Annotated in this window: 19 protein-coding genes; 10 read left to right on the top strand and 9 right to left on the bottom strand. The window is 60.1% G+C overall.

The genetic code is table 11. From position 1 onward, the window contains the following. The 6 genes from CD175_RS21045 to CD175_RS21020 all read right to left on the bottom strand — a co-directional run bounded on the left by CD175_RS21045 (position 1) and on the right by CD175_RS21020 (position 7,973). Positions 1–1,101, bottom strand: coding sequence for a polyamine ABC transporter substrate-binding protein (locus CD175_RS21045; protein WP_102701928.1), 1,101 nt, complete (start codon positions 1,099–1,101; stop codon positions 1–3). 11 nt (positions 1,102–1,112) lie between these two features. Next, positions 1,113–2,144, bottom strand: coding sequence for a histone deacetylase family protein (locus CD175_RS21040; RefSeq protein WP_104450313.1), 1,032 nt, complete (start codon positions 2,142–2,144; stop codon positions 1,113–1,115). Positions 2,145–2,406: 262 nt separating this feature from the next. Continuing rightward, on the bottom strand, positions 2,407–3,405 hold the full coding sequence (locus CD175_RS21035; protein ID WP_104450312.1) for an AraC family transcriptional regulator: 999 nt from the start codon (positions 3,403–3,405) through the stop codon (positions 2,407–2,409). A gap of 163 nt (positions 3,406–3,568) precedes the next feature. Beyond that, a complete protein-coding gene (locus tag CD175_RS21030; RefSeq protein WP_104450311.1) occupies positions 3,569–4,573 on the bottom strand; it encodes an asparaginase in 1,005 nt (334 codons plus the stop codon). Positions 4,574–4,673: 100 nt separating this feature from the next. Further along, entirely contained in the window at positions 4,674–6,125 is a 1,452-nt protein-coding gene (locus CD175_RS21025) for an alanine/glycine:cation symporter family protein (RefSeq protein ID WP_104450310.1), read from the bottom strand. 423 nt (positions 6,126–6,548) lie between these two features. Then, positions 6,549–7,973, bottom strand: coding sequence for an aspartate ammonia-lyase (locus tag CD175_RS21020; RefSeq protein WP_104450309.1), 1,425 nt, complete (start codon positions 7,971–7,973; stop codon positions 6,549–6,551). Positions 7,974–8,153: 180 nt separating this feature from the next. Here CD175_RS21020 and CD175_RS21015 point away from each other — a divergent pair, with 180 nt between their 5' ends. After that, positions 8,154–9,065 (top strand): LysR substrate-binding domain-containing protein, encoded by a 912-nt coding sequence (locus tag CD175_RS21015; RefSeq protein WP_104450308.1) that lies wholly within the window; start codon positions 8,154–8,156, stop codon positions 9,063–9,065. Positions 9,066–9,117: 52 nt separating this feature from the next. Here the strand turns inward: CD175_RS21015 and CD175_RS21010 are convergent, their stop codons facing one another. Next, complete coding sequence (locus CD175_RS21010) at positions 9,118–9,663, bottom strand: zinc metalloprotease (RefSeq protein WP_146094597.1); 546 nt, start codon at positions 9,661–9,663, stop codon at positions 9,118–9,120. Between the two features lie 482 nt (positions 9,664–10,145). Between CD175_RS21010 and purE the strand changes: the two genes are divergently transcribed. The 4 genes from purE (at position 10,146) to CD175_RS20990 (ending at position 12,707) form a co-directional block, all read left to right on the top strand. Then, positions 10,146–10,637 (top strand): 5-(carboxyamino)imidazole ribonucleotide mutase, encoded by a 492-nt coding sequence (gene purE / locus CD175_RS21005; RefSeq protein WP_007971731.1) that lies wholly within the window; start codon positions 10,146–10,148, stop codon positions 10,635–10,637. Positions 10,638–10,648: 11 nt separating this feature from the next. Beyond that, the gene (locus CD175_RS21000; RefSeq protein WP_104450306.1) at positions 10,649–11,731 is read left to right on the top strand and encodes a 5-(carboxyamino)imidazole ribonucleotide synthase; all 1,083 of its coding nucleotides are present in this window, start codon (positions 10,649–10,651) and stop codon (positions 11,729–11,731) included. A 106-nt stretch (positions 11,732–11,837) separates the two neighbouring features. After that, the gene (locus CD175_RS20995; RefSeq protein ID WP_104450305.1) at positions 11,838–12,083 is read left to right on the top strand and encodes a GlsB/YeaQ/YmgE family stress response membrane protein; all 246 of its coding nucleotides are present in this window, start codon (positions 11,838–11,840) and stop codon (positions 12,081–12,083) included. Between the two features lie 87 nt (positions 12,084–12,170). Then, positions 12,171–12,707 carry a DUF3299 domain-containing protein gene (locus tag CD175_RS20990; protein WP_104450451.1) on the top strand — a complete coding sequence of 179 codons (537 nt, stop codon included), beginning with the start codon at positions 12,171–12,173 and terminating at the stop codon, positions 12,705–12,707. A 75-nt stretch (positions 12,708–12,782) separates the two neighbouring features. Here CD175_RS20990 and CD175_RS20985 read toward each other — a convergent pair whose 3' ends face one another. Continuing rightward, positions 12,783–13,682, bottom strand: a complete 900-nt coding sequence (locus CD175_RS20985; RefSeq protein ID WP_104450304.1) for a D-hexose-6-phosphate mutarotase — start codon at positions 13,680–13,682, stop codon at positions 12,783–12,785. A 69-nt stretch (positions 13,683–13,751) separates the two neighbouring features. Then, positions 13,752–14,156 (bottom strand): acyl-CoA thioesterase, encoded by a 405-nt coding sequence (locus tag CD175_RS20980; protein ID WP_007942704.1) that lies wholly within the window; start codon positions 14,154–14,156, stop codon positions 13,752–13,754. Positions 14,157–14,519: 363 nt separating this feature from the next. On the opposite strand from CD175_RS20980, the gene CD175_RS20975 reads away from it, so the two are divergent. From CD175_RS20975 to pstB, 5 genes are all read left to right on the top strand, one after another. Continuing rightward, on the top strand, positions 14,520–15,818 hold the full coding sequence (locus tag CD175_RS20975; protein WP_104450303.1) for an MFS transporter: 1,299 nt from the start codon (positions 14,520–14,522) through the stop codon (positions 15,816–15,818). A gap of 200 nt (positions 15,819–16,018) precedes the next feature. Continuing rightward, positions 16,019–17,020 (top strand): phosphate ABC transporter substrate-binding protein PstS, encoded by a 1,002-nt coding sequence (locus tag CD175_RS20970; protein WP_104450302.1) that lies wholly within the window; start codon positions 16,019–16,021, stop codon positions 17,018–17,020. A gap of 162 nt (positions 17,021–17,182) precedes the next feature. Then, positions 17,183–19,465, top strand: coding sequence for an ABC transporter permease subunit (locus tag CD175_RS20965; protein WP_104450301.1), 2,283 nt, complete (start codon positions 17,183–17,185; stop codon positions 19,463–19,465). 15 nt (positions 19,466–19,480) lie between these two features. Further along, a complete protein-coding gene (gene pstA / locus CD175_RS20960; RefSeq protein ID WP_104450300.1) occupies positions 19,481–21,151 on the top strand; it encodes a phosphate ABC transporter permease PstA in 1,671 nt (556 codons plus the stop codon). A gap of 184 nt (positions 21,152–21,335) precedes the next feature. Continuing rightward, positions 21,336–22,169: a phosphate ABC transporter ATP-binding protein PstB gene (gene pstB, locus CD175_RS20955; RefSeq protein ID WP_015097390.1), complete on the top strand. Its 834-nt coding sequence runs from the start codon at positions 21,336–21,338 to the stop codon at positions 22,167–22,169. Positions 22,170–22,206: the final 37 nt, after the last annotated feature.

The following is a 22,206-nucleotide window of genomic DNA, read 5'->3' as shown; positions in this document are numbered from 1 at the left end:
TCAGGTGCCGGACTTGATCTTGGTCCAGGCCCGGGTCCGCGCACGTTCGGCATCGCGCGGCAACGGTTGCAGGGTGTAGAGCGTGCTCATTGCCGTGTCGGTCGGGTACAGGTTCGGGTTGTTGCGGATCGCCGGGTCAACCAGTTCCGTGGCGTCCTTGTTCGGGTTCGGGTAGCCGACGAAGTCACTGACCGGCGCAATCACCTGGGGTTGCAGCAGGTAGTTGATGAAGGTGTAGGCGTCTTCCGGATTCTTCGCACCCTTGGGTATTGCGAGCATGTCGAACCAGATCGGCGCGCCTTCCTTCGGCAAGCGCATGTCGACGATCACACCGTTCTTGGCTTCCTTGGCGCGGTTCGCGGCTTGCGAGAAGCTGCCGGAATAACCGACCGCGACGCAGATGTCACCGTTGGCAATGTCGGCCATGTACTTCGATGAGTGGAAGTAGGTGATGTACGGGCGGATCTTCATCAGCAGCGCTTCAGCCTTGTCGTAGTCCGCAGGCTTTTTGCTGTTGGGGTCCAGGCCGAGGTGTTGCAGGGCCAGCGGCAAGATCTCCGAGGGCGAGTCGAGCAGGGCGACGCCGCACTGCTTGAGCTTGCTGATGTTCTCTTCCTTGAAGATCAGGTCCCAGCTGTCCACTGGCGCGTTGTCGCCGAGCACGGCCTTGACCTTGTCCGGGTTGAAGCCGATCAGGATGGTCCCGTACATGTACGGGACGGCGAATTTGTTGCCCGGGTCGTTGGCTTCGATCAGCTTCATCAGCTTGGGATCGAGGTGGTTCCAGTTCGGCAACTTGCTGCGGTCCAGTGGCTGGAACACGCCGGCTTCGATCTGCTTGGCGAGGAACACGTTGGACGGCACCACCACGTCGTAGCCGGAGTTGCCGGTCAGCAACTTGGCTTCCAGTGCTTCGTTGGTGTCGAAAATGTCGTAGACCAGTTTGGTCTGGCTGTTCTGGGCCTTGAAGTCTTCCAGAGCCTTGGGGGTGATGTAGTCGAACCAGTTGTAGACGCGCAACGTTCGTTCTTCAGCATGGGCAACGCCACTGAGCACCAGGGCGCCCAGGGCTGGAACGATCAAACGCTTGAGTCTTGTCATTGTTCTAATCCTCATTGGGCGCTTTCGAAACCTTCGAGAACGTTCACGGCGTTGATGCCGATTTCTTCTACCGCGTAGCCGCCTTCCATCACGAACAGCGTCGGTTTGCCGAGAGCCGCAATGCGCTTGCCCATGGCCAGGTAATCCGGGCTGTCGAGTTTGAATTGCGAGATCGGATCGTCCTTGAACGTGTCGACCCCCAGGGAGACCACAACGATGTCGGCGCCGTAGCTTTCGATCTCTTTGCAGGCCTGTTCCAGCGCCGCGCTCCAGGTGTCCCAGCCCGAACCTGCGGCCAGAGGATAGTTGAAGTTAAAGCCCTCGCCGGGGCCTTCGCCCAATTCGTCTTCATAGCCGAGGAAGAACGGAAACTCGGCTTCCGGGTGGCCATGGATCGAAGTGAACAGCACGTCGCTGCGTTCGTAGAAGATCGACTGCGTGCCGTTGCCATGGTGGTAATCGACGTCGAGGATCGCGACCTTCTTGTGGCCCTGATCAAGGAAGGCCTGGGCGGCAATGGCCGCGTTGTTGAGGTAGCAATAACCCCCCATCAAATCGCTGGCGGCGTGGTGTCCCGGTGGACGGCACAGGGCGAAGGCCGAACGGGCGCCGCGCTGTATTTCCGCCTGGGCGGTGAGGGCGACTTGCGCTGCGCTATACGCCGCCTGCCACGTACCGGCGGTGATCGGGGCGCCGCCATCGAAGCTGTAGTAACCGAGTTCGCCATGCAGGCTGGCGGGTTTGATCCGGCGCAGGGTGCGGGCCGGCCAGGTGTAGGGCAGCAAGTCACCGTCGGTGTTGAACTCGGTCCAGCGTGCCCAGGCGCCTTTGAAGAAGTCGAGGTAGTCGCGGCTGTGAATGCGTTCGATCGGTCCGAGGCCGAAATCCTGCGGCGCTTCGACAGGGCCGAGATTTTGATTTTGCACCCGTGCCAGCACGTGGTCGGCACGCGAAGGCATTTCGAAGCAGGGCTTGAGTTGCCCGTCTATCAATTCACAACGGCCGTGGTGCAGGTGGTGATCGTTCGAGTAGATCGTCAGCATTTTGTTGTTCTCCGCAGGCTGATTCGGTTGAACACAGTCTTGCGGCACGGACGATTTCGGAGAACGGCAGGAAAGGCCAAAAGGGGATCGATATGGCCAAAACATTTGACCGAAATTCGCCCCTTGCTCACGGCTGAGTTCCGGGTGAGTGCATGAAGTGCTAAACCTGTGGGAGCGGGCTTGCCCGCGAAAGCGGTGTTCCAGCCAATGGAGATGTATCGGTTGTACCGGCCTCTTCGCGGGCAAGGCCGCTCCCACAGGGTTATCCGTGTGGTCGAAACTGGCTCGGCGCCACACCACTCCAGCGCACGAACGCATGGCGAAAACTCGCGGTCTCGCTGAAGCCCAGCGCCTCGGCAATCTGGTAGATCGGCAATTGATCCTCACACAGCATTTGCTTGGCCTGCTCGAAGCGCAGTTCGTCGAGCAGCTCCTGATAGCTGCAACCCATATCCTTGAGATGCCGACGCAAGGTCCGCGCCGAGCAATTCATCTGCTCGGCCAGGCCCTCCAGCCCCGGCGCTGCGTTCAATTGTGCGCTGAGCAATTGGCGGATCCGTCCGAGCCATGCCTGTCGCCCGGTGAACTCGATGTTCTGTTTGCGGCAGCGCTCGGCCATGGCTTGATGGGTGATGACATCGGCCAGCGGCAACGGCTGGTCGAGCCAGCGCTTGTCGAAGGCGAAGGCATTGTTGCGCGCGCCGAAATCCAGCGGGCAGTTGAAGTGTTCGGCGTAGCTCGTTTCGTAGTCGGGCGCGGCATGTTCGAAGCGTGCGCCGAGCAAGGGCAGGGAATGGCCAAGCAGGTCGTCGCAGGTGACTTTCAGCGATACGAGGCAGAACTCGGCGTTGAACACCGCCATGGCCGGGCTCTCGCGGTAATCGGCGGCGGCGAACCAGATGCGCTCGCCGTCGTCCTCCAGGCTCAGCTCGAAAAGTGTTCCCAGCAGCGCCGGATAGCGTATCGCCAGCCGCAATGCGTCACCGAAGGTGGCACTGGTGAGCAGGGCGTAACCGAGCATGCCGTAGCAGGAAACGTGCATCCGCCGACCCAGTTCCAGGCCGATGTCGCGCTTAAGGGCAACGGCGTTGGCACAGACCTGCATCTCTTGATTGGTGGTGATGCGCGTGTCGGCCCGGTTCAGATCCGCCGCACTGATGCCGCTGCCGGCCAGCAGCGCTTCGCTGGACAAGCCTTGTGCCTTGAAGGCATCGAGTACCAGGGAGACGGCATTGAGCGTGGTGAGGTGGGAGTGGAGCATGAGGACTTCCAGCCTTGGGATGCTGGAATGCGGAGCAAGTTGTGTGCCGGGTGATGTCCCCTGTAGGAGCGAGCCTGCTCGCGATAGCGGTCGACCCTTCACATTGATGTGACTGATCCACCGTCATCGCGAGCAGGCTCGCTCCTACAAGGGTGGTGTGGTGTCAGCTCAACTCGCCGCAAAGGTCGAGTTCGACAAGCCGACGGACTTCATCCGTTTCAAGCCCCGCCCCCAACAACCCATGCAACTTGCCGAACGCCGCTTCACGGGTCATGCCGCCACCGGACAGCACACCGACACCGCGCAAGCGACTGCCGGCCTCATAGACGTCCAGTTCAACCCCGCCTTCGTGGCATTGCGTCACCGCGACCACGACCACGCCGTTATCCCGAGCACGGCCGAGGCTGGCGAGGAACTCCGGGTTGTCGCTCGGCCCGGTGCCGCTGCCGTAGCACTCCAGCACCAGACCTTGAATGCCGCTGTCGAGCAGGCCATCGAGGATCTCGGCACCGATGCCAGGGAACAGCGGCAACACCGCAACCTTCGCCAGTTGTTTTGCCTGGTTGTAGTTCAACGCTGTCGGCAGCGAAGAGGCTTTCACACCACCACCCTGACGCTCCAGGCGCTTGAACGGATGACGGCCAAAACTGCGAACCTTGGCGCAACGGGTCGGGTCCAGCAGTTCGCCGTGGAAGTACAAATGCACACCCGGCGCGAGGCCTTGGCCAAGCGCAACCAGCGCGCCGCCGAGGTTCTCCCAGGCGTCGCTGTCGGTGACACCGGCCGGCAGCATGGAGCCGGTAAAACACACGCGGGCATGCAGGCCGAGCAACTGGAAGCTCATGGCGGCGGCACTGTAGGCCAGCGTGTCGGTGCCATGCAGGATCAGCACGCTGTCGCAGCCCTGAACATCCACCGCATCGACCATCGCTTCACGCAACTGCTGCCAGTACGCCGGGGTCATGTTGGCGCTGTCGATCAGCGGCGACATCTCGCGAAAACGCCACTGCGGCACGACAAGTTCAGGCTGGCTGTGCAGGTATTCGCGCATCCGCGCTTCAAAACCGGACGCTGGAGCCAGGCCGTTGGCGCTGGCTTGCATGCCAATGGTACCGCCGGTGTAGAGCACCATGACGTGCTGGGCGGCAGGATAGGTCGGGGCATTCATGGGTGGTTCTCCAAAAACGATTACAGCTTGTTTCCGAGCATGACGCCGGTCGCAAGCTGTGTCACGTCGGGCGCAGGGGGGGCGCCCGGTTTTTTACCGATCAGCGTTGCGCTGCGGTCACGCCTGCCGGAGCAGCTTCAGCCTTGGCGGCGGGTGCTGGCGGGTTGGCTGGCCAGGCTTTCAGGTCCAGATCAAGATCCGGGAATTTGCTCGAGTCGAACACCGGAGTCTTGATGCCGGCGGCGCGCTGGTCATCGTAGTCACGCAGGATGCGCATGCCGACCTTGAACAGCAGGAACAGCGCGATCAGGTTGACGAACGCGAGCATGGTCATGGTGATATCGGCGAAGGCAAATACGGTACCGAGGTTTTCGATGGCGCCCCAGAAAATCAGCACCAGTACCAGTGCGCGATAGCCCATCAGCGCCTTGCGGTTCTCACCGATCAGAAAGCGCAGGTTGCTCTCGCCCAGGTAGTAGTTGTAGAGGATCGAGGTGAACACGAACAACGCCAGGGCCACGGAGATGAACATCCGGCCCCAGTCACCGACCACGGCGGCCAGGGAGTTCTGGGTCAGGGCAATGCCGTCGCCTTCGAAGCCCGGGGTGTAGAAGCCCGAAAGCAGGATCAGCAATGCGGTGCAGGTGCAGATCACGAAGGTGTCGAGGAACACGCTGAACGCTTGAACCACGCCTTGCGCCACAGGGTGTTCGACCGCTGCTACAGCCGCCACGTTAGGCGCACTGCCCAGGCCTGCTTCGTTGGCGAACACGCCACGTTTCACGCCCATGACGATGGCGCTGCCGATCAGGCCGCCGAAGGCCTGGTCCAGACCGAAGGCGCTCTTGACGATGGTCATCAGCATGCCCGGCACCTGGTCGAATTGCAGCACGATCACGTAGATGGTCACGCCGATGTACACCAGGGTTTTCACCGGTACTAACAGGTCGGCAACCTTGGCGATGCGCTTGATCCCGCCGATGAAAACCAGGCCCAGCAGCGCGGCCAGACCGATGCCGGTGTAAGTGGTGTCGAGGCCGAACGCATTGTTCAGCGAATGCGTCACGGCGTGGGCTTGCAGGCCGTTGAAGGCGAAGCCGAACGTCACCAGCAACAGGAACGCCATGAGCATGCCCAGCCAGCGTTTCTGAAGACCGTGCTGGATGTAGTAGGACGGGCCGCCACGGTAGGTGCCGTCGGAGTCGGTGCGTTTGTACAGCTGACCGAGGGAGCATTCGAAGAAGCTGCTGGACATGCCGACCAGTGCGGTCACCCACATCCAGAACACCGCGCCAGGCCCACCGAGTGTCACGGCAATGCCGACACCGGCAATGTTGCCCGCACCGACGCGGCCGGCGAGGCTGAGCATCAGGGCCTGGAATGAACTGAGTTGCCCGGCGCTGCTTTTGAGGCTGTCGCGGAACACCGCGAACATGTGGAAGAAGTGACGCAATTGAACGAAACGCGAGCGGATCGTGAAGTAGCTACCGAGCCCGACAATGAGCACGATCAGTACTTTCCCTGAGAGGAAGTCGTTAATGACTTCGAGCATGGATTATTCCTCGCTGTTTTTTGTGTTGGCAAATGCTTGCCGGGCAGACACATCGAGTTACACCGGTGGGCGCACGGCACAACGGGCGGTTCGAAGTTCGTCCCGGTTTCATATCGCGGGTTTGTTATTAGTTCGGGTTTCGCATGGGTTGTGATCTCGCTACCGACGACCGCTCACGCGAAGAGGGGCGGCACTATACCGATGACAGTGCCGTCCGTCTGCACGGTTGTGGTGCAAGATCAAAAGATCGCAGCATTCGGCAGCTCCTACATTTGAAATTAGGCCCCCTGTAGGAGCTGCCGAAGGATGCGATCTTTTCTCTTCTTAAAAAAAAGGGCCTGGAGAATGATCTCCAAGCCCTCAAAAGGTGAGAGGTGTCTAGTCCCTCGACCTGGTGAGCAGTGCTACAGGTAACGCGTCGGGTTAGGCCTTCAGGGGCACCAGACGCGGAGCAATCATGTTTTCCGGGCGCAGGATGTCGGCGAGCATGGCTTCGTCGAGCAGACCTTCTTCGCGCACCAGTTCCAGCACGCCGCGGCCGCTTTCAAGGGCGAGGCCGGCGATGCGGGTGGCGTTTTTGTAGCCGATGTACGGGTTCAGTGCGGTGACCAGGCCGATCGAGTGCTCGACCAGTTCACGGCAGCGTGCTTCGTTGGCGGTGATGCCGACGATGCAGTGCTCGCGCAGCATGTCCATGGCGCGTTGCAGCAGGCGGATCGAGTCGAAGATCTTGAAGGCGATCAGCGGCTCCATCACGTTCAGTTGCAGTTGGCCGCCTTCGGCCGCGATGGTCAGGGCCAGGTCGTTACCGATGATCTGGAATGCCACCTGGTTAACGGCTTCCGGAATAACCGGGTTGACCTTGCCTGGCATGATCGAGCTGCCTGGCTGACGCGCTGGCAGGTTGATCTCGTTGATGCCGGTGCGTGGGCCGCTGGACAGCAGGCGCAGGTCGTTGCAGATCTTCGACAGCTTGACCGCGGTACGCTTGAGCATGCCGGAGAACAGCACGAAGGCGCCCATGTCGGAGGTGGCTTCGATCAGGTCGGCGGCCGGTACCAGTGGTTGACCGCTGATCACTGCCAGGCGCTGAACGGCCAGGTGCTGGTAACGCGGGTCGGCGTTGATGCCGGTACCGATCGCGGTGCCGCCCAGGTTCACTTCGGTCAGTACTTCCGGTGCCAGGGTCTTCAGGCGTGCCAGGTCTTCGCCCAGGGTGGTGGCGAATGCACGGAATTCCTGACCCAGGGTCATCGGTACGGCGTCTTGCAGCTGGGTACGACCCATCTTCAGGACGTGGTTGAATTCTTCACCCTTGGCCGCGAACGCCTGAATCAGGCTGTCGAGGCTGGCGAGCAGGGCGTCGTGACCGAGCAACAGACCCAGACGGATCGCCGTCGGATAGGCGTCGTTGGTCGACTGCGCCATGTTCACGTCGTCGTTCGGGTGCAGGTACTGGTATTCGCCTTTCTGGTGACCCATGGCCTCCAGCGCGATGTTGGCGATCACTTCGTTGGCATTCATGTTGGTCGAAGTGCCAGCGCCGCCTTGAATCATGTCCACCACGAACTCTTCGTGGAAGTCGCCGCGGATCAGACGTGCACAGGCTTCGCTGATGGCAGCGTGCTTGGATTCGCTCAGGTGACCCAGCTCACGGTTGGCGTCAGCAGCGGCCTGTTTGACCATGGCCAGACCGACAACCAGTTTCGGGTAGTGCGAAATCGGAACGCCCGAAAGGCGGAAGTTGTTCACCGCTCGCAGGGTCTGGATACCGTAATACGCTTGAGCCGGTACTTCGAGGGCGCCAAGCAGGTCATTTTCTGTGCGGAATGATGCAGCGGAGGACATGATAGAAATCATCTCAATATGGACCCGGTCTGTGCCGGAACGCTGTGAATGCTAGGCTTGTGCGAAATTTTGGGCCAATGCTGTTAAACACTAGCCTATGCACATTCGGCATAATGCCCGTGTGACGCCGGCTTGACGGCGAGCGTGTGACCTAAATTGGTGCGTGTCCGGGAGGACGTGATGAATCTGGAAAGCAAATGGCTGGAGGACTTTAGTGCCCTGGCTGCCACCCGCAGCTTCTCCCAGGCAGCCGAACGGCGCTTCGTGACGCAACCGGCGTTCAGCCGGCGAATCCGCAGCCTGGAGGCGGCGCTGGGGCTGACCCTGGTCAACCGCTCGCGCACACCGATCGAACTGACGGCGGCGGGACAATTGTTTCTGGTCACGGCACGCACCGTGGTCGAGCAGCTCGGCGAAGTATTGCGCCACCTGCATCATCTGGAAGGCGGGCAGGGCGAAGTGATGCAGGTAGCGGCCGCACACTCCCTGGCGCTCGGTTTCTTTCCGCGGTGGATTGCGCAGTTGCGTAACGAAGGCTTGAACATCGCCACGCGACTGGTGGCGACCAACGTCGGCGACGCGGTGCATGCCCTGCGCGAAGGTGGCTGCGATCTGATGCTGGCCTTCTACGATCCCGACGCCGCGCTGCAGATGGACCCGGAAATCTTCCCCTCCCTGCACCTTGGCCATACCGAAATGCTGCCGGTCTGCGCGGCGGACGCCGACGGCAAGCCGTTGTTCGATCTGGAAGGCGAAGGCAGCGTACCGCTGCTGGCGTATAGCGCCGGCGCATTTCTCGGCCGCTCGGTGAACATGCTGCTGCGCCAACGGGCGCTGCGCTTCACCACGATCTACGAAACCGCCATGGCCGACAGCCTGAAAAGCATGGCCCTGGAAGGCCTGGGCATTGCCTGGGTGCCGCAACTCAGTGTGCGCGCCGAACTGGCGCGCGGTGAACTGGTGGTCTGCGGCGGTCCGCAGTGGCATGTGCCGCTGGAGATTCGTCTGTATCGCTGCGCGTTGGTGCGCAAGGCCAACGTGCGGTTGCTTTGGCGCAAGCTTGAGGGCGGCGCAGCGAGTTCTGCTTCTTGAAGGCAAAAAATGATCAAGGTTGACTGAGTTGGCCTTGATCTGCTGCTTACTGTCAGTCGTACTGATTGAGGTAGTTGCGAATATTCTCCTGGTTCTTACTGCTGAAGCTGAGCGCAACGTCCCTCTCTGCAGTTGCATACATGATCGACTTGCGGGGCCCCCAGTAAGTCATGATTTCGCCACTGTCTGGATGCTTTGCATTGAACATATGACCGAATTCGTGGGCTGGCGTGCCTATCGGATCGACCGAGGCAATTCCCAAGTGGCCCGGGCTATAGGCAACGCCTAAAGTTTTTTTGTTGATATGGTCGCGTGTCAAGAGTAGATACTTATAAATGCTATTGTCGTGGATAGCGGATTTATCGCTGCTAATGTATTTCGACAGTCCAGCCTCTAGCGACTCAAACAAGTCGTCCAGATCATCGGTTTTATAGTCTAGACTGCTCAAGGCTGGCGCATCTGAAGGTTGCACGAAGGTAACTTCGGTTGTACGGCCTGAAATTCGTGCAATTGTATCTGCCAGCCAATCGAATTGGTCTATGTAGAGCTGGTCTTCGTTACTTCCTTTCAAGTCATCGTGTATGAATACGATCAGCATAATTGGTCGCTTTGACATAGGTGGTTCCTTTTGAAGTGTGTGATTTTTAGTCGTGATCAAGTTATGTACGGATATACAAATTTGCATCGCCGGTCGTTGGAAAAAACATTGCTTTAGTCCGGTAGACTTTCAACTCGATGGTGTTGAGGGCTTATATATAATTTATATTTGTTTTGAATGCTGTGTAGTGTTTTAGAAATTGTTGCTGTGCATTTTTCGAGATTGAATTTTTTAGATGGGCTTGGTGTTTGAGTAGAGCCATTGGTGCGGTAATTTTCTTGATCTTTAAGTCAATTAAATTGCCGGGTTGCATCAGATGACAGATGGTCGCAACGGGGGCTGTTTATTGGCTTCATTGAGGTATACTGCGCGGCCTTCGGCCGGTTACGACTGGCCATAATTCGTACAATCAAGCCACGCATCCTGCGTGGCTTGTTGTTTTTTGATGCGCCTGCGGGCGCCCAGAGAGAAGAGGCACGACGATGAGTGCACTGGTTGGCGTGATCATGGGCTCCAAGTCCGATTGGTCCACCCTTAGCCACACCGCCGATATGCTGGAAAAGCTCGGCATCCCTTACGAGGTGAAAGTGGTTTCTGCCCACCGCACCCCGGACCTGCTGTTCCAGTACGCCGAAGAGGCCGAAGCACGGGGCATCGAGGTGATCATCGCCGGTGCCGGTGGTGCGGCCCACTTGCCAGGCATGTGTGCAGCCAAGACCCACCTGCCGGTGCTGGGCGTACCCGTTCAGTCCGCAATGCTTTCTGGCGTTGATTCGCTGCTTTCCATTGTGCAGATGCCAGCAGGCATTCCGGTTGCCACCCTGGCCATCGGCAAGGCTGGTGCGATCAACGCAGCGCTGCTGTCGGCGAGTATCCTTGGCGCCAAGCACCCGCAGTTTCATGCGGTGCTGAAAACCTTCCGTGCTGAGCAGACAGACAGCGTCCTGGAAAATCCAGACCCACGCATCGCCTGAGGTTGTTGACGATGAAGATCGGTGTAATCGGTGGCGGCCAGTTGGGTCGCATGTTGGCGTTGGCGGGCACTCCGCTGGGCATGAACTTCGCTTTTCTGGACCCGGCGCCGGATGCTTGCGCAGCCGCGTTGGGCGAACACCTGCGAGCCGATTACGGCGATCAGGATCACCTGCGCCAGCTGGCCGATGAAGTCGATCTGGTGACCTTCGAGTTCGAAAGCGTTCCGGCGGAAACCGTCGCGTTCCTCTCGCAATTCGTCCCGGTCTACCCGAGCGCCGAAGCCCTGCGCATCGCCCGCGACCGCTGGTTCGAGAAGAGCATGTTCAAGGACCTGGGGATTCCTACCCCGGCGTTCGCTGACATCCAGTCCCAGGCCGACCTGGACGCCGCTGTGGCCTCCATCGGCCTGCCGGCGGTGCTCAAGACCCGTACCCTGGGTTACGACGGCAAGGGCCAGAAAGTCCTGCGCACCCCTGAAGATGTGGTCGGCACCTTCGCCGAGCTGGGCAGCGTGGCCTGCCTGTTGGAAGGCTTCGTGCCGTTCACCGGTGAGGTCTCGCTGATCGCCGTGCGTGCCCGCGACGGTGAAACCCGCTTCTACCCGCTGGTACACAACACTCACGAAAGCGGCATCCTCAAGCTGTCCGTGGCCAGCACCGATCACCCGTTGCAAGCCCTGGCCGAAGACTACTCCAGCCGTGTGCTCAAGCAGCTGGATTACGTCGGCGTGATGGCGTTCGAGTTCTTCGAAGTCGACGGTGGCCTCAAGGCCAACGAAATCGCCCCGCGCGTGCACAACTCCGGGCACTGGACCACCGAAGGCGCCAAGTGCAGCCAGTTCGAAAACCACCTGCGGGCCGTTGCCGGTCTGCCGCTGGGTTCGACGGCCAAGGTCGGCGAAAGCGCGATGCTCAACTTCATCGGCAAAGTGCCAGAGACCGAGAAGGTCCTGAGCATCGCCGATTGCCATCTGCATCACTATGGCAAGGCGTTCAAGGTCGGCCGCAAGGTCGGTCACGCCAACCTTCGTTGTGCAGACCGCGAGACGCTGGCAGCCCAGATTCTCAAGGTTCAAGCACTGATCGCCGAATAGTTTTCTCTGGCAATGGCGGAACCTTCGGGTTGCGCCGTTCTCTCATGGCAGGTTGCGAAAGTCTGACTAGGCTTTCGGATAGCTACTTCATTGAGAGGAGAATGCCATGGGAATTATCGGAACCATCTTTATCGGCTTGATCGTCGGTCTGCTGGCCCGGTTCCTGAAACCGGGCGATGACAGCATGGGCTGGATCTTGACGATCCTGCTCGGTATCGGCGGTTCGCTGGCGGCCACCTATGGCGGTCAGGCCCTGGGTATCTATCAGGCTGGCCAAGGTGCAGGCTTCATCGGGGCGCTGGTGGGCGCCGTTGTGTTGCTGGTGATCTACGGACTGATCAAAAAGAACTGATCCAGGCGACAAAGCCCTCTCCGCCAAGTCGGTCGGGAGGGCTAGAATGCTCGGCGTTTCCTGTTCTTCCCTTTGCCGAGCACCTTCATGCGCCGTCTTTTGCTGACTCTTGTTTTACTGGGTACGGGCTTTGCCCATGCCGGCGAACTGCCGGAGACCGACTGGCTCGAACTGATGCCCAAGTCGGACCAGAAGGCCCTCGAGGCCATGCCCGAAATCGACCACGACTCCCCTGAAGCCAATGGCACCTTCACCGACAAGGGCGGGATGAAGCAGGCCAAAGGCTTGCCGGCGGTGATGTACTCGACCAAGACCGTTGCGTCGATGAACGACAGAAACATCCGCATTGGCGGTTATCCAGTGCCGCTGGAGTCCGATGCCAAGGGCCGCAGTACGTTGTTCTTCCTAGTGCCGTACCCGGGTGCCTGCATCCACGTGCCGCCACCGCCACCCAATCAACTGGTGCTGGTGCGTTATCCCAAGGGCTTGAAGCTGGATGATATCTACACGCCGCTGTGGGTCACCGGCACGCTGAAGATCGAGAAGGTCAGCAATGACCTGGCGGATGCGGCTTATGCGCTGGATGCGGCGAAGGTGAGGGTAGTGAAAGAGTCGGATCTGTAAAAGCACTGTAGGAGCCGGCTTGCCGGCGATGGCGATCTTGAGGGCGCCATCGCCGGCAAGCCGGCTCCAACAGGGTTACAGCGATATGCTTGAAATACTCACACCCAGGGTATGGCTGGCACCCGGCGCCAGGTTCACCACATCACCCATCACGTTCGCCGTCTCGATGCACAGCATGCGCTGCCAGCCGTCCTCGGCCATGTCGCTGAACGCAGCGGCGCGGTCGATCCACGGGTTCCAGATCACCGCCGTGCGCGATCCGCTGCTGGTCAGTACGATGCGCCGTTCCCAGGCTGGATCGACGATGCTCAACTGTGGCGGGGCGTCGAGGTAGATGCGGTCGGTCTCGCCGGTAAAATGCAGATCACCGGTTTGGGTGACGGTATTCCAGTTGTCCAGGGTTTCGATGTAGTTGAGGCCGTCCACACCTTCGACGTGTACCTCGCGCACATCGCTGACGGCAAAGTAACTGTGCAGCGCCTGGCTGATGCTGACGGTATCGGTGCCCCGGTTGTGGCTGGTCAACTGGATGTGCAATTGCTCGTCGAGGCGAATGGTCAGGGTCAAATCCACCTGGTGCGGCCAGCCGGGAAAGCCGCCTTCGGGGTAGGGCAGGAGGAATTCGACCTTCAGGCTTTCGCCTTCGGCTTCGATGCCACCCAGTTCCCAGTCCATCGCTCGCACGAAGCCGTGAGCCGACGGCGCGTCATTGCTGACACGCATCGCCTTGACGCTTTGCGGGTTGCGGTCGAAGACACCGAACCACGGCCAGCACACCGGCACGCCGGCACGGATGCTCTTGCCGGTCTTGAACACGGCCTCGTCGTTGAGCCAGATCAGCGGCGGCTGGCCGGCCAGCTGATAGCTGAGGATGTGCGCACCTTGCTGGGCCACCAGTAATTCAGCCTGACCGTGGCGGATGCGCCAGCAGTTCAGTTCATCCAGTTTTACGGCTTCAACATTGGGCGTGCTCATGGGACAGCTCTCGATCAGTAACGTGGACGACTATCGACCGCAAAACGGCTTCCAGGTTTAGAAGCTCTTTTATCGAGCCCTTGGCGGAACCGAACGGGTGCGGCCGCTGCCGTCGATGGCAACGAACACAAACACCGCTTCGGTTACTTTACGCCACTCGCTGGACAGTGGATCGTCGCTCCAGACCTCGACCATCATTTTGATCGAGCTGCGGCCGATTTCCAGGGCCTGGGTATAAAAGGAAAGCTGAGCGCCCACCGCCACCGGAACCAGAAATGCCATGCGGTCGATGGCAACGGTGGCAACGCGCCCGCCGGCGACCTTGCTGGCCATCGCAGTGCCTGCCAAATCCATCTGCGCCACCAGCCAGCCGCCGAAAATGTCGCCAAAGCCGTTGGTTTCGCGAGGGAGTGCGGTGATTTGCAGGGCCAGGTCGCCTTGCGGGATCGGATCTTCTTGTTCGAGCTCTATCATGCCGGGGGTGCCTCTGACCCGTGACTCTTCGTTGGTATTGCTGGTGGTAGCCGTCTTCGGGAAAAACGATTCAGCACCGAACATACTACGTTCGTCACGTTTTCCATAAGGCGCCTAAAGGGAAACTCTGCGAAATCGCCTATGAACCTGACAGGCGTTTTCGCACAGCAACCCTCAAAAACCGGAGCAAGGCTGCGAGTATATCGGTCGGTAGACTCCGCGACGACCGTCCGGTTCTCATTTTGACCGTCAAAAACGCACCTCTATGTGCTTTTTCGAACAATTTGCTATCGTGCCGGACCTGCCCAGGCCTCAACCAGCGTTGTTGAGGTTGCAGATCCGACTATAAGAGAAGCCCTTGCCATGACCACAGCGCCCTCGAGCATCGCGCAGCCAGAACAACCCGCACGTCCGCTGACCCGCAACGACTACAAGACTCTATCGCTGTCTGCCCTGGGCGGCGCGCTGGAGTTCTACGACTTCATCATCTTCGTGTTCTTCGCCACGGTGGTGGGCAAGCTGTTCTTCCCGGCGGACATGCCTGAGTGGCTACGCCTGATGCAGACCTTCGGCATCTTCGCTGCGGGCTACCTGGCACGGCCGCTGGGCGGCATCGTGATGGCGCATTTCGGCGACCTGCTGGGCCGCAAGAAAATGTTCACCCTGAGCATTTTCATGATGGCCGTGCCGACCTTGATCATGGGTTTGTTGCCGACCTATGCGCAGATCGGCATGTGGGCACCGATCCTGTTGCTGCTGATGCGGGTGATCCAGGGCGCGGCCATTGGCGGTGAGGTGCCGGGGGCGTGGGTCTTCGTTTCCGAACACGTGCCGCAGCGTCATATCGGCTACGCCTGTGGCACCCTGACCAGCGGTCTGACGGCGGGCATTCTGCTCGGCTCGCTGGTCGCCACGGCGATCAACAGCCTCTATACCCCGGTGGAAGTAGCGGATTACGCCTGGCGGATTCCTTTCCTGCTGGGCGGCGTGTTCGGACTGTTCTCGGTGTACCTGCGTCGCTGGCTGCACGAAACCCCGGTGTTCGCCGAGCTGCAACAGCGCAAGGCCCTGGCCGAAGAGGTGCCGCTGCGCGCGGTGCTGCGTGATCATCGCGGTGCCATCGCCATTTCGATGTTGCTGACCTGGCTGCTGTCGGCCGCCATCGTGGTGTTGATCCTGATGACCCCGACTGTGTTGCAGACGGTCTATCACTTCTCGCCAACCACATCCTTGCAGGCGAACAGCCTGGCGATCGTGTTCCTGAGCTTTGGCTGCATCATCGCCGGCGCGCTGGCGGATCGCTTCGGTGCCGGAAGAGTCTTCGTGTTCGGCTGCGCCGCGTTGCTGGCCAGCTCCTGGACCTTCTACCACAGCCTGGCCGACCATCCGGAATGGCTGTTCCCGCTGTATGCGCTGACCGGTCTGTTGGTCGGCACCATCGGGGCGGTGCCGTACGTGATGGTCAAGGCGTTCCCGCCAGTGGTGCGCTTCAGTGGCCTGTCGTTCTCCTACAACGTGGCCTACGCCATTTTCGGTGGTCTGACGCCGATGATCGTCAGTCTGCTGCTCAAGGAAAGTCCGATGGGGCCGGCCTACTACGTGGCGGTGCTGTGCGGGGTCGGGATTTTGGTGGGCGCCTGGCTCTGGAAGAAGGGGCGCTAGTTTTGGCCTTATCGCCAGCAAGCCGGCTCCTACAGAAGTCAGTAGGAGCCGGCTTGCTGGCGATAAGGGCGGCGCGAATTATCCCGTAACAGCCAAATACTGGCCTTTCATCCAATTGTCATATTTCAGCCATAGAGTGTTCACACGGCCTGCTGATACTTGGCCCCGACTTAACACACCCTATCTGCTAGGAGTAAGGCATGAAACTGAAGCGTTTGATGGCGGCAATGACTTTTGTCGCTGCTGGCGTTGCGACTGCCAACGCGGTTGCCGCTGTTGACCCTGCTATCCCGAGCTACACCAAGACCACTGGTGTGTCGGGCAACCTGTCCAGCGTTGGTTCCGACACCCTGGCCAACCTCATGACCCTCTGGGCCGAAAACTACAAGAAAGAATACCCGAACGTAAACATCCAGATTCAGGCCGCTGGCTCCGCCACTGCGCCACCTGCGCTGACTGAAGGCACCTCCAACCTGGGCCCGATGAGCCGCAAGATGAAGGACACCGAACTGGCTGCCTTCGAACAGAAGTACGGCTACAAGCCAACCGCAATCCCGGTTGCCGTGGACGCCCTGGCGGTATTCGTACACAAGGACAACCCGATCCAGCACCTGACCATGGAACAAGTCGACGCGATCTTCTCGTCCACTCGTCTGTGCGGCGCTAAAACCGACGTGAAAACCTGGGGCGACCTGGGCGTGACTGGCGACCTGGCCAACAAGCCGGTTCAACTGTTCGGTCGTAACTCGGTATCCGGCACCTACGGCTACTTCAAGGAAGAAGCCCTGTGCAAGGGCGACTACAAACCTAACGTGAACGAGCAACCAGGTTCGGCTTCGGTCGTTCAGTCGATCAGCTCCTCGCTGAACGGTATCGGTTACTCGGGCATCGGTTACAAGACCGCTAGCGTGAAGACTGTGGCCCTGGCCAAGAAAGGCAGCACTGACTTCATCGAAGACACCGAAGAAAACGCCCTGAACGGCAAGTACCCGCTGTCCCGCTTCCTGTACGTATACGTCAACAAAGCCCCGAACAAGCCTCTGGCCCCGCTGGAAGCCGAGTTCGTGAAACTGGTTCTGTCGAAACAGGGCCAGGAAGTTGTAGTGAAAGACGGTTACATCCCACTGCCAGCCAAGGTTGCTGCCAAAGCTCTGGCTGACCTGGGTCTCGCGGAAGGCGGCGCTGAAGTCGCAAAAAAGTAACAAATTGAGTTCGAGGTGAACCCCTCGGACTCACATGGGGGCGGCAGGAGTCGCCCCCATACACCTCTAATTCTCTATCCACTGCTGGTTACCGCCAGCGGCGGATTTGTTGCGTCACTGCATTGTCATCTTTCTGTCATACAGGATCGCTAGGGTGTGCGCATGAATGATCTGGCCAATTCCAACATGACTACTAATCCCCCCAAGCGAATTGACTTCAATACGCCTGAGCTACAACGCAAGCGCCGCATTCGCGCGCTCAAAGATCGCCTGACCCGCTGGTACGTCCTCGTTGGCGGCCTCGCTGTTCTGGGCGCGATCACCTTGATCTTCTTCTTCCTTGCCTACGTCGTCGCGCCCCTGTTCCAGGGTGCCAGCCTGACCGCCAAGGACGCTATTACACCAGCCTGGATGCAAGACGCCGGCAAGCCGCTGATGATCTCCCTGGAAGAGCAGAATCAGGTGGCGATGCGGGTTTCCGACAAGGGCCAGGCATTGTTCTTCGATATCGACAGTGGCGCCGAACTCAAGCGCGTCGATTTGCCTGTTCCGGCCGGCACCACCGTGACCTCCATCGGTGAAGACCAGCCAGGTCACCCGCTGGTGGTTGTGGGTCTGTCCAACGGCCAGGCACTGGTGTTCCGCCACACCTATAAAGTCAGCTACCCGGAAGGCAAAAAGACCATTACCCCGGCCGTCGAGTACCCGTATGGCGAAGCGCCAATCGCGGTGAACGAAGCCGGCGGTGCGCTGGAGCATGTCAGCCTCAACGCCAACGATTCGACCCTGATGCTGGTGGGCGCCACCGGTTCGCAACTCAATGTTCTGTCGCTGACCAGCGAAGAGAACATGATGACCGGCGAAGTCACCAACGAGCAGAAGCGCATCGACCTGCCGCAGATGAACGAGCCGGTGAAGAACATCTTCGTCGACCCTCGTCAGCAGTGGCTGTATGTGATCAACGGGCGTGCCCAGGCCGACGTGTTCAGCCTGCGCGACAAGAGCCTCAACGGTCGCTACAAACTGCTTGAAGACGGTGAAGCGCAAGTCACCGCCAGCACCCAGTTGGTGGGCGGCATTTCGCTGATCATTGGCGACTCCAAAGGTGGTCTGGCCCAGTGGTTCATGGCCCGCGACCCGGATGGCGAACAACGCCTGAAGCAGATCCGCACCTTCCAGATGGGCACCACGCCTATCGTTGAAATCACTGCCGAAGAACGCCGCAAGGGCTTCATTGCCCTTGACGCTTCCGGCAAGCTCGGCGTGTTCCACAGCACTGCCCACCGCACCTTGCTGGTTGAGCCGGTTGCCGAAGGCCAGGGCATTTTCGGTCTGTCGCCGCGTGCCAACCGCGTGATCGTGGAAGCTGGCGGCAAGTTGCAACCGCTGCTGCTCGACAACCCGCACCCGGAAGTGTCGTGGAGCGCGTTGTGGAGCAAGGTCTGGTACGAGAACTACGACGAGCCTAAATACGTCTGGCAATCGACCGCCGCCAACACCGACTTCGAACCCAAGCTGAGCCTGTCGCCGCTGACTTTCGGTACCCTGAAAGCCGCGTTCTACGCCATGCTGCTGGCTGCTCCACTGGCCGTTGCCGCTGCGATCTACACCGCGTACTTCATGGCACCGGGCATGCGCCGCAAGGTCAAGCCGGTGATCGAGCTGATGGAAGCGATGCCGACGGTGATCCTCGGCTTCTTCGCCGGCCTGTTCCTCGCTCCGTATGTGGAAGGGCACCTGCCGGGCATCTTCAGCCTGCTGATGCTGCTGCCGATCGGCATCCTGGTCGCCGGTTTCACCTTCAGCCGCCTGCCTGAGTCGATCCGCCTGAAAGTCCCGGACGGCTGGGAAAGTGCGCTGCTGATTCCGGTGATCCTGTTTGTGGGTTGGCTGTCGCTGTACATGAGCCCGTTCATGGAGAACTGGTTCTTCGGCGGCGACATGCGCATGTGGATCTCCCACGACCTGGGCATCACCTACGACCAGCGCAACGCACTGGTAGTGGGTCTGGCCATGGGCTTCGCGGTCATCCCGAACATCTACTCCATCGCCGAAGACGCCGTGTTCAGCGTGCCGCGTGGCCTGACCTTGGGCTCCCTGGCCCTCGGTGCCACGCCGTGGCAGACCATGACTCGCGTGGTGATCCTCACCGCGAGCCCGGGCATCTTCTCGGCGCTGATGATCGGCATGGGTCGTGCGGTCGGGGAAACCATGATCGTGCTGATGGCCACCGGTAACACCCCGGTCATGGAAATGAACCTGTTCGAAGGCCTGCGCACCCTGGCGGCCAACGTTGCGGTGGAAATGCCCGAGTCGGAAGTCGGCGGCAGCCACTACCGCGTGCTGTTCCTCTCGGCGCTGGTGCTGCTGTTGTTCACCTTCGTCATGAACACCCTCGCAGAACTGATTCGTCAGCGTCTGCGCAAGAAATACTCGTCGCTTTAAGAAAGGTAGAAGTCTGTGAAACAGAACTCCCTGAAAGGATGGTTCAAGAGCGGCGCCCCCGGTGTCTGGATCAGCGGTGGCGCGGTGTCCATCGCGGTCATCATGACCATTGGCCTGCTGGCAGTGATTGCCGTGCGCGGCCTGGGTCACTTCTGGCCGGCGGATCTGATCCACGCCAGCTACGACGTACCGGGCCAGGGCCAGCACCTGGTCATTGGTGAAGTGGTACAGAAGGAAGAAGTACCCCGCGCCCGCTTGAAGAGCGCCGGCCTGCCGGTGCCTGAGCAGGGCCCGGAGTTCATGACCCGCGAGCTGATCAAGGTCGGCAACCGTGACCTGAACGGCAACGACTTCACCTGGGTCGTCGGCGAGTGGCTGACCAACCAGACGACGCCGCCGGAGCTGATGGCGATCGAGCGACGTGAGTGGGGCAACTTCTACGGTTACCTGGTCAACGTCAAACAGGACGGCAAGGTTGTCGCTGAAGGCGAAGCCGCATGGCCTGAGTTGCAAGCCCGTGTCGACCGCGTCAACAAGCTGGCCGCACAGCTCAAGAGCCTGGAAAAAACCGACATCGGCGCGATCAACGCCGGCCTGGAGCGCATTCGCTTGCACGGTCGCAAGCTTGAGCTGGATGGCAAACTCGACGCCACCGCACAAGCGGACATGGAATCGGAGCGCGCCGAACTCAATGCCCGCTATCAGGATGTTGAAGCGCGCCTGAACGATCTGCATGCGCAGTTCAACCGCGACAGCCTGACCGCCCGCGACGCGAACGGTAAGGAAGTCGAAATCGGTATCGGCAAAGTGGTTCACGCCTACCAGCCGAACGCCATGAGCACGACCACCAAGATCGGTTTCTACTTCAGCAAGGTCTGGGAGTTCCTGAGCGACGACCCGCGTGAAGCGAACACCGAGGGCGGTATCTTCCCGGCCATTTTCGGTACCGTGATGATGACCCTGATCATGGCGATGATCGTGACCCCGTTCGGCGTGCTGGCGGCGGTGTACCTGCGTGAATACGCCAAGCAGAACGCACTGACCCGGGTGATCCGCATCGCGGTGAACAACCTGGCAGGTGTTCCGGCCATCGTTTACGGGGTGTTCGGCCTGGGCTTCTTCGTCTATGTGCTGGGCGGCTCGCTCGACCGTCTGTTCTTCCCGGAAGCTTTGCCGGCGCCGACCTTCGGCACGCCGGGTCTGCTCTGGGCTTCGCTGACCCTGGCGCTGCTGGCAGTGCCGGTGGTGATCGTGGCCACTGAAGAAGGCCTGGCGCGGATTCCTCGCACCGTGCGTGAAGGCTCGTTGGCCCTCGGCGCGACCAAGGCTGAAACCTTGTGGAAGATCGTATTGCCGATGGCCAGCCCGGCGATGATGACCGGCATGATCCTCGCCGTGGCTCGTGCCGCGGGTGAAGTGGCGCCGCTGATGCTGGTGGGTGTGGTGAAACTGGCGCCGTCGTTGCCGGTGGACGGTAACTATCCGTACCTGCACCTGGACCAGAAGATCATGCACCTGGGCTTCCACATCTATGACGTCGGCTTCCAGAGCCCGAACGTCGAAGCCGCACGACCGCTGGTGTACGCCACGGCGCTGCTGCTGGTGCTGGTGATCGCGACGCTGAACTTGTCGGCGGTGTACATCCGTAACCACCTGCGCGAGAAGTACAAGGCGCTGGATAGTTAATACGAATCCTGTGGGAGCTGGCTTGCCAGCGATGGCATCACTGCGGTGTTACTGATAAACCGCATCGTCTGCATCGCTGGCAAGCCAGCTCCCACAGGGGCCTCAGCCAGACATGAATTTTGAGTAACCCGCTGGCTGGACCAGCGGTTAAACGAACCGAATTTGTTAGCACAGGGAGCCTCCCATGCAGCACGAAGCACATACCCACGGCATCAACATGTCGGCACTGGGTCGCGATAAACAGAGCCTGAGCCTCGAGCAGGAAACCGTAGCCATCGAAGTACCGGGCCTGAGCCTGTTCTACGGTGAGAAACAAGCGCTGTACGACGTCAGCATGAACATCCCGAAACAGCGCGTGACCGCCTTCATCGGCCCGTCCGGCTGTGGCAAGTCGACGCTGCTGCGCACCTTCAACCGCATGAACGACCTGGTGGATGGCTGCCGCGTCGAAGGTGAGATCAACCTGTACGGCAACAACATCTACCGCAAGGGCGAAGACGTGGCCGAGCTGCGTCGTCGCGTCGGCATGGTGTTCCAGAAGCCCAACCCGTTCCCGAAAACCATCTACGAAAACGTGGTTTACGGCCTGCGCATCCAGGGCATCAACAAGAAGCGCGTGCTCGACGAGGCCGTCGAGTGGGCACTCAAAGGCGCGGCGCTGTGGGACGAAGTCAAAGATCGCCTGCACGAGTCGGCACTGGGCCTGTCCGGTGGTCAGCAGCAGCGTCTGGTGATCGCCCGCACCATCGCCGTTGAGCCGGAAGTGTTGCTGCTCGACGAGCCCTGCTCGGCACTCGACCCGATCTCCACGCTGAAAGTCGAAGAGTTGATCTACGAACTGAAATCGAAGTTCACCATCGTCATCGTGACCCACAACATGCAGCAGGCGGCGCGGGTTTCCGACTACACCGCGTTCATGTACATGGGCAAGCTGGTGGAATTTGGCGACACCGACACCCTGTTCACCAACCCGGCGAAGAAGCAGACCGAAGACTACATCACCGGTCGCTACGGCTAGCAGCAGCTACGAGCCGCAAGCTTCAAGCGGCAAGTCA

It is taken from the genome of Pseudomonas laurylsulfatiphila (genome assembly GCF_002934665.1).
GTDB classification, from domain to species: domain Bacteria; phylum Pseudomonadota; class Gammaproteobacteria; order Pseudomonadales; family Pseudomonadaceae; genus Aquipseudomonas; species Aquipseudomonas laurylsulfatiphila.
This window is presented reverse-complemented; position numbering and strand designations above follow the sequence as displayed.

Excerpts from the sequence above, each read along its gene's own strand:
- CD175_RS21000 (WP_104450306.1), top strand. The coding sequence starts at position 10,649 with ATGAAGATCGGTGTAATCGGTGGCGGCCAGTTGGGTCGCATGTTGGCG.
- CD175_RS21015 (WP_104450308.1), top strand. The coding sequence starts at position 8,154 with ATGAATCTGGAAAGCAAATGGCTGGAGGACTTTAGTGCCCTGGCTGCC.
- CD175_RS21030 (WP_104450311.1), bottom strand. The coding sequence starts at position 4,573 with ATGAATGCCCCGACCTATCCTGCCGCCCAGCACGTCATGGTGCTCTAC.
- CD175_RS20965 (WP_104450301.1), top strand. The coding sequence starts at position 17,183 with ATGAATGATCTGGCCAATTCCAACATGACTACTAATCCCCCCAAGCGA.
- CD175_RS20970 (WP_104450302.1), top strand. The coding sequence starts at position 16,019 with ATGAAACTGAAGCGTTTGATGGCGGCAATGACTTTTGTCGCTGCTGGC.
- CD175_RS21040 (WP_104450313.1), bottom strand. The coding sequence starts at position 2,144 with ATGCTGACGATCTACTCGAACGATCACCACCTGCACCACGGCCGTTGT.
- CD175_RS21045 (WP_102701928.1), bottom strand. The coding sequence starts at position 1,101 with ATGACAAGACTCAAGCGTTTGATCGTTCCAGCCCTGGGCGCCCTGGTG.
- CD175_RS21035 (WP_104450312.1), bottom strand. The coding sequence starts at position 3,405 with ATGCTCCACTCCCACCTCACCACGCTCAATGCCGTCTCCCTGGTACTC.
- CD175_RS20990 (WP_104450451.1), top strand. The coding sequence starts at position 12,171 with ATGCGCCGTCTTTTGCTGACTCTTGTTTTACTGGGTACGGGCTTTGCC.
- CD175_RS20980 (WP_007942704.1), bottom strand. The coding sequence starts at position 14,156 with ATGATAGAGCTCGAACAAGAAGATCCGATCCCGCAAGGCGACCTGGCC.
- CD175_RS21020 (WP_104450309.1), bottom strand. The coding sequence starts at position 7,973 with ATGTCCTCCGCTGCATCATTCCGCACAGAAAATGACCTGCTTGGCGCC.
- CD175_RS21025 (WP_104450310.1), bottom strand. The coding sequence starts at position 6,125 with ATGCTCGAAGTCATTAACGACTTCCTCTCAGGGAAAGTACTGATCGTG.
- CD175_RS20975 (WP_104450303.1), top strand. The coding sequence starts at position 14,520 with ATGACCACAGCGCCCTCGAGCATCGCGCAGCCAGAACAACCCGCACGT.
- CD175_RS20985 (WP_104450304.1), bottom strand. The coding sequence starts at position 13,682 with ATGAGCACGCCCAATGTTGAAGCCGTAAAACTGGATGAACTGAACTGC.
- CD175_RS21010 (WP_146094597.1), bottom strand. The coding sequence starts at position 9,663 with ATGCTGATCGTATTCATACACGATGACTTGAAAGGAAGTAACGAAGAC.
- purE (WP_007971731.1), top strand. The coding sequence starts at position 10,146 with ATGAGTGCACTGGTTGGCGTGATCATGGGCTCCAAGTCCGATTGGTCC.
- CD175_RS20995 (WP_104450305.1), top strand. The coding sequence starts at position 11,838 with ATGGGAATTATCGGAACCATCTTTATCGGCTTGATCGTCGGTCTGCTG.
- pstB (WP_015097390.1), top strand. The coding sequence starts at position 21,336 with ATGCAGCACGAAGCACATACCCACGGCATCAACATGTCGGCACTGGGT.